Origin of the sequence: Actinomadura sp. KC216 (assembly GCF_004348535.1) — a bacterium.
Classification (GTDB): Bacteria; Actinomycetota; Actinomycetes; order Streptosporangiales; family Streptosporangiaceae; genus Spirillospora.
This window is the reverse complement of sequence record NZ_SMJX01000498.1, coordinates 1-4,204: the sequence shown is the minus strand read 5'-3', so window position 1 is coordinate 4,204 and position 4,204 is coordinate 1. Positions and strand designations below refer to the sequence as shown.

Annotated in this window: 5 protein-coding genes; 2 read left to right on the top strand and 3 right to left on the bottom strand. The window is 71.6% G+C overall.

The annotated features are described in order from the left end of the window. Positions 1-43: 43 nt before the first annotated feature. From E1264_RS40875 to E1264_RS40865, 3 genes are read right to left on the bottom strand one after another with little or no spacing between them, the layout of a single operon-like run. Positions 44-829: a protein phosphatase 2C domain-containing protein gene (locus E1264_RS40875; RefSeq protein WP_132182675.1), complete on the bottom strand. Its 786-nt coding sequence runs from the start codon at positions 827-829 to the stop codon at positions 44-46. Positions 830-865: 36 nt separating this feature from the next. Next, a complete protein-coding gene (locus E1264_RS40870; protein ID WP_132182673.1) occupies positions 866-1,552 on the bottom strand; it encodes a response regulator transcription factor in 687 nt (228 codons plus the stop codon). Further along, positions 1,549-2,691 carry a GAF domain-containing sensor histidine kinase gene (locus E1264_RS40865; RefSeq protein ID WP_132182671.1) on the bottom strand — a complete coding sequence of 381 codons (1,143 nt, stop codon included), beginning with the start codon at positions 2,689-2,691 and terminating at the stop codon, positions 1,549-1,551. Before E1264_RS40865 ends, E1264_RS40870 begins: the two co-directional genes overlap by 4 nt. Before the next feature lie 213 nt (positions 2,692-2,904). Between E1264_RS40865 and E1264_RS40860 the strand changes: the two genes are divergently transcribed. Further along, on the top strand, positions 2,905-3,669 hold the full coding sequence (locus tag E1264_RS40860) for an SDR family oxidoreductase (RefSeq protein WP_132182669.1): 765 nt from the start codon (positions 2,905-2,907) through the stop codon (positions 3,667-3,669). Further along, on the top strand, positions 3,666-4,204 hold a 539-nt coding region (locus tag E1264_RS44945; RefSeq protein WP_207936904.1), incomplete at its 3' end, for a hypothetical protein. The genes E1264_RS40860 and E1264_RS44945, both read left to right, overlap by 4 nt.

The window sequence follows — 4,204 nt, the reverse complement described above, 5'->3', positions numbered from 1 at the left end:
GTGACAAGGGTGTGCGGCCGGCGGGGTCGGGGTGGGTGGTCGGTCAGGACTGGGCGGCGGCGCCTACGACCATGGGGGGGTCGGTGGTGGTGATGTGGTCGGACTCGATGACGTCGGCGACGACGGCGGTGATGTTGTCGGGGCCGCCGTTCTCGCGGGCCAGTTCGATCAGCCGGTCGACGGCGCGTTGCGGGTCGGCCTCGGCGGAGAGGATCTCGTAGATGCGTTGCGCGTCGACGGGACCGCTCAGGCCGTCCGAGCAGAGGAGGTAGCGGTCGCCGAGCCGGGCCTCGCGGAGGCGTAGGTCGGGTTCGCGGTCCTCGCGTCCGTCCAGGACCCGGTACAGGACGTGCGACAGCCGGGACGTCTCGGCAGGATCGGCCGTCTGACCGGCCTGCTCGGCCTCCGCCTTGAGGAGCTCGTCCATGGTGTGGTCCTGCGTCATCTGGAACAGCTCGCCGTCGCGCAGGAGGTAGCCGCGCGAGTCGCCGACGTGCGCGAGCGCGACGGACTCGCCCGACCACAGCATGGCGGTGAGCGTCGTGCCCATGCGGCTCAGGTCGGGGCGTTCCTCCCGGACGATGCGCAGCTTCTCGTTGGCCTCCGCCACGGCGCGGCCGAGGATCTCGACGAGATCGTCCTGCGGGGCGTCGGTGTCGAGCGAGCGCAGGGACCCGATGACGGTCGAGCTCGCGACCTCGCCGCCCGCGTAGCCGCCCATGCCGTCCGCGACCGCGATCAGCCGCGCACCGGCGTAGCCCGAGTCTTCATTGTTCTCTCGGTTGCAGCCGATGTCGCTGCCTGCTGCGTATCTGATAGCTACGTTCATACCAATTTCGATGACGATCCGGTCAGAGGAGTTGTATCAGTCGCGGGCGGCTGCCTCGCCATCGGCGCCGGACGTGCCGACACCGTGCCGAACGGCGTAGAGCGCCGCCTGCGTCCGATCCTGGACTCCCAGTTTCATGAGCAGATTACTGACGTGTGTCTTGACCGTCTTCTCGGACACCACGAGCGCGCGGGCGATCTCCCGGTTGGATCTGCCCCGCGCGATGTGCACGAGCACCTCCCGTTCACGTTCGGTCAGCGCGGCCAGGCCGCGGTCGTCCTGCGCGTCCGGCCCGTCCGCCAGCATCGCCTCGGCCGCGTCGGGCGCGAACAGCACGTGCCCGTCGTGGACCGCCCTGATCGCCTGGACGAGCGCCTGCGGGTCGACGTCCTTGTACAGGTACCCGGCTGCGCCCGCCTGAACGGCCGGCAACACATGCCCGCGTTCGGTGACGCTGGTCAGGACCAGGACCCGTGAAGCCACCCCGCGAGCCTTCAGTTCCGTCAGCGCTGTCAGGCCGTCGGCGCCCGGCATCTTGAGGTCCATGAGCACGATATCGGGCTCAAGGGATTCGGCCAGTGTCACGGCCGACGTGCCGTCCTCCGCCTCGCCGACGACCTCGATGTCGTCCTGGATGCCGAGGAAGGTGCGCAGCCCCTGCCGGACGACCGGATGGTCGTCAGCGATCAGGACCCTGATCGGCTTGCGCCCATTGCCCGTCACAGCGGCACCTCCAGGCGGACGGTCGTGCCCTGCCCGGGCGCGGCGTCGATCGTGAGCTCGCCGCCGATCGAGTAGGCGCGGTCGCGCATGGAGGCGAGGCCGAGCCCGTTCTGCTGCTCGGCGGCTGCGGCGGACGTGTCGAATCCGGACCCGTCGTCGGCGACTTCCAGCACGGCCTGCCCGTCCCGCGTGCCGAGCCGCACTTCGACGGTCTGCGCACCCGCGTGGCGCAGCGCGTTGTAGAGCGCCTCCTGCGTGATGCGGAACGCGACGGCCTCCTGATCTTCAGGCAGGACGACGGCCTCGTCGGCGGCGATGCGTACGGTGGTCTCGTGCGCCCGGTCGAGGACCTCGACGTGCTTGCGCAGCGAGGAGACCAGGCCGTCGGTGAGGTCCGCCGGGCGCAGCTCGAAGATCACGGCGCGGAGTTCGGCGAGGGCCTCGGCGGCGAGCCGCTCGACCTGCTCCAGTTCCTGGACGGTCCGGACCGGGTCGCGCGCGGCCAGCGCGGACGCCGTGCGCGCGGTGAGCCGCAGCGAGAACAGCTTCTGCGCGACGGCGTCGTGCAGCTCGCGGGCCATGCGGTTGCGTTCGGCGACGACGGTCAGCTCGCGGTTGTGCTCGTAGAGGCGGGCGTTCGTGACGGCGATCGCGGCGTGCGCGGCGAACAGGGTGAGGAGCTCTTCGTCGTCCTCGGTGAAGCCGCCGGGACGCCTCTTGTTGGCCAGGAAGATGATGCCGATGACGTCCTCGCCGTCCCGGATCGGCACGCCAAGGAAGTCCTTCAGGACGGGGTGCGCCTGCGGCCAGCCCTCGAACTCCGGTTCCCTGCGGATGTCGGCGAGCCGCTTGGGCGTGTCGCCGTGCAGCATCGCGGCGAGCATGCCGTGCTGGCGCGGCAGCGGGCCGATGCGCTCCCACTGCTCCTCGGAAACACCCTCGACGACGAACTCGGCGAACGAGCCCGCGTCGTCCGGTACGCCTAGGGCCGCGTACTGGGCGTCCAGCAGCTGTGCCGCCGCCCGGACGATCACCTGCAGAACCTCGTGCACGGACAGGTGCCGGGTCACGGCGAGCACCGCGGAGCTCACGGCGCGCAGGGTCGCACCCTGGCCGCCGCTTCCGCCGTCGGTGTCCATCCCGGCCTCTCGTCTCCGCTGGCCCGAGCGCCTGGCGGCGCTCACATGTGAAGACCGTACTCGCTGAGCGGGACTTCGCGAATCAGCCCTGGGGACGACGCCACCGGCGGTCCCGTCGTCGGGTCCGGGACGGCGGTCCTAGGACCATCTGACCACCGTCCAGCGTCCCGACGGCCGATGCCGCGAGCGGCGCCGATTTCTAGCGTCGGAGGCATGAAGACAGCACTGATCACCGGAGCCTCCCGGGGCCTCGGCCGGGCCCTCGCCCGCGAGCTCGTCCGGGACGGCTGGCACGTCATCATCAACGCCCGCGACGCGACCGCCCTGGCCGCATCGGCAGTCGACATCAACGCCGCAGCCAGCGGCAACGCGCCCCACAACACCGTCGACGCAGCCAACGGCGGCAACGCGGGAACCCCCGGCGACCACGCGGGCACCGCGGGCGGCGCCACGGCCATCGCGGGGGACGTCACCGACCCGGCGCACCGCGCCGACCTCGTCCGAGCCGCGAGCGGCGGCCTCGACCTGCTCGTGAACAACGCGAGCACGCTCGGCCCGACCCCGATGTACCGGCTCGCCGCGCTGCCCGTCACCGACCTTGCGGACACCTTCGCAACGAACGTCCTCGCACCACTGGCATTGATCCAGGACGTCCTACCGAGCCTGCGGGAGCGGCGCGGGGCGATCCTCAACATCACGTCGGACGCGGCGCTGGAGAACTACGAGACGTGGGGCGGCTACGGGTCGTCCAAGGCGGCGCTCGAGCAGCTCTCAAACGTCCTCGCCGCCGAGGAGCCGGACGTATCCGTCTGGTGGGCGGACCCAGGCGAGATGAACACCGACATGCTCCGCGCCGCAGGCGAGGACGCCGATTCCGCTCCCCCGCCGGAGGAGGCCGCAGCCGCCCTCCACCGCCTGATAACTGACCGACTCCCCAGCGGCCGCTACCGCGCCTCAGCCCTGGCCGGCTCACAATGACCACCGCCCTAGAACCCCCCGACCAGACCACGCCCACCGAACAGCCGCTCCCGGACCCGGCACCCGAGCAGACAACTCCCGAGCAGGCATTCAGGACGGCGAAGAACAAACAGGCCGCCCCCGAACCAAGGGTCAGCACGACGACGCGCCGGCAGACGGCCGACAGGCAGGCCGCGCCCGGATCAGTGACCGGGGCGCCAGCGCACGGCCAGGCAGGGGACGCACAGGCCACCCCCGGGCCGATGGTCAGGACGACGACGCGCCGGCAGACGGCCGACAGGCAGGCCGCGCCCGGATCAGTGACCGGGGCGCCAGCGCACGGCCAGCCGGGGAACGCACAGGCCACCCCCGGGCCGATGGTCAGGACGACGACGCGCCGGCAGACGGCCGACAGGCAGGCCGCGCCCGGATCAGTGACCGGGACGCCAGCGCACGGCCAGGCAGGGGACGCACAGGCCACCCCAGGGCCGGTGGTCAGGACGACGACGCGCCCGCAAATGGCCGACAGGCAGGCCGCGCCGGGACCGGTGACCGG

Excerpts from the sequence above, each read along its gene's own strand:
- E1264_RS40875 (WP_132182675.1), bottom strand. The coding sequence starts at position 829 with ATGAACGTAGCTATCAGATACGCAGCAGGCAGCGACATCGGCTGCAAC.
- E1264_RS40865 (WP_132182671.1), bottom strand. The coding sequence starts at position 2,691 with ATGGACACCGACGGCGGAAGCGGCGGCCAGGGTGCGACCCTGCGCGCC.
- E1264_RS40860 (WP_132182669.1), top strand. The coding sequence starts at position 2,905 with ATGAAGACAGCACTGATCACCGGAGCCTCCCGGGGCCTCGGCCGGGCC.